This is a genomic window from Microcoleus sp. SVA1B4 (assembly GCF_036700545.1).
Lineage (GTDB): Bacteria > Cyanobacteriota > Cyanobacteriia > Cyanobacteriales > Microcoleaceae > Microcoleus.
In genome coordinates, this window is sequence record NZ_JAUBPB010000023.1 from 1 (window position 1) to 1,626 (window position 1,626).

1 pseudogene is annotated in these 1,626 nt (G+C 46.1%); it reads right to left on the reverse strand.

Going from position 1 to position 1,626, the window contains the following annotated elements:
* Nucleotides 1-1,626, reverse strand: a pseudogene (locus tag QT987_RS13015) (hypothetical protein); the annotation flags it as partial.

Below are 1,626 nucleotides of genomic sequence, written 5' to 3' on the forward strand. Positions count from 1 at the left end.
ATGTTGTCGAATTCTGTGGAGGCTTGTCCGAGTGCGGATGCGAGATCCCCTTCGTTACCGGCTGCTGCTACAATCAGGATGTTGTTGTCCTGGGCGTATTTAAGTGCTGATTTTTCTTCTGCTGTCAGTTTGTGCCGTGTGGTTTGTGTGCCGTCGGGATTGATTTGGGTTAAGTCGAAGCTGAGGTTGACGACGGCGTTGGCTTGTTTTGAGGCAATGGCTGCGTCTACAAATTCTATCAGGGATTGATGCCAGTTGCCGCTGCCGATCGCTCTTCCCAACCAAATCGGAGCTGATTTTTTGGTGTCGCTTTGATTGTTGGAGGCGCTGATAATTTCTAATATTGTGTCGCCATGTTGGTTTTCTTGATTTGGTTGGAGTAGGGGATTGTTGTCGCCCTCGATTAAGTCTTTGCCGAGGATAATTTGGCTGTAGTCGATGTTGGGATTGTTGGCTACAAAGCCGGTGTCGATGATTCCGATTAATGGTTGGTTTTGTTGGGGGAGGTTGGGGGTTGTTTCTCGTTGGGTTTCTGTGTGGGTGACAGTGTATTCGTTGATATTTGTTTGGGAGTCGCTGTCAGTTTCCGTGGCGATTTCGGAGGCGGCGATGATATTTTGTGAATTGTCTGGCTGATTGTTTTCGTCGGATGGTATTGGGGGAGTAATTGCGATTTTTTCGGAGTCGAAGTCGGGGTTTACATATTCGTCGATGGTTGTGGGTGGCTGATTGTCGCTGTCGGCGATGATATTTTCTGATTGTTGCGAGTGATGGTTTTGGGTGACGGCGATTTCGGGAATAATAGTTTGGCTGTCGGTAACTATGTATTCTGATTCGGATGGTTGATGATTTTGGCTTGATTCTGTTTCGAGAATGTGAGGAGGTTGTTGGGCGAGTATGCTGTTGAGAGTTTCCCACAGTAGGGAAATTTCATCTGGAGAAATTAGCGGTAAATTGTCTGCAGTTTCGGGGGTGTCGATAAGAGTTGGGGAGATGTTTTCAATTTCCCCGGTGAGAATGTCTGTGGATTCTGCGGGTATTGCTGGTATTTCTGGTTTTTCTGGTTGGAAAAAGACGGGTTTTTCAATTGTGTCACCTGTGATTTCGTCGATTTCTGTCTCAACAGGATTTGTTGGGAAATTGGGAATTTCGGAAACAGTCGGGTTTTGAGTTTCTGTCGCTGGAGATTTTTCGGTTGTTGTTTCAGTCGAATTAGTCTGGGAATTGGGGATTTCGGAAACAGTCGGATTTTTGTCTTCAACTGCGGGAGAATTTTCCGTTTTTGTCTCAGTCGAATTTGTCGCAGAGTTGGGAGTTTCCGAAACAGTCGGCTGTTTGTCTTCAATTACAGGGGAATTTTCGGTTGTTGTTTCAGTCGAATTAGTGTGGGAATTGGGGATTTCGGAAACAGTCGAATTTTGAGTTTCAACGGCGGGAGATTTTTCGGTTTTTGTCTCAGCCGAATTCGTCTCCGAGTTGGGAATTTCGGAAACAGTCGGGTTTTGAGTTTCTGTCGCTGCGGAATTTTCGGTTTCTGTCTCAGCCGAAGTCGTCTCGGAATTGGGAATTTCCGAAACAGTCGGATTTTTCTCTTCAACTGCGGGGGAATTTTCGGTTTCTGTTTCA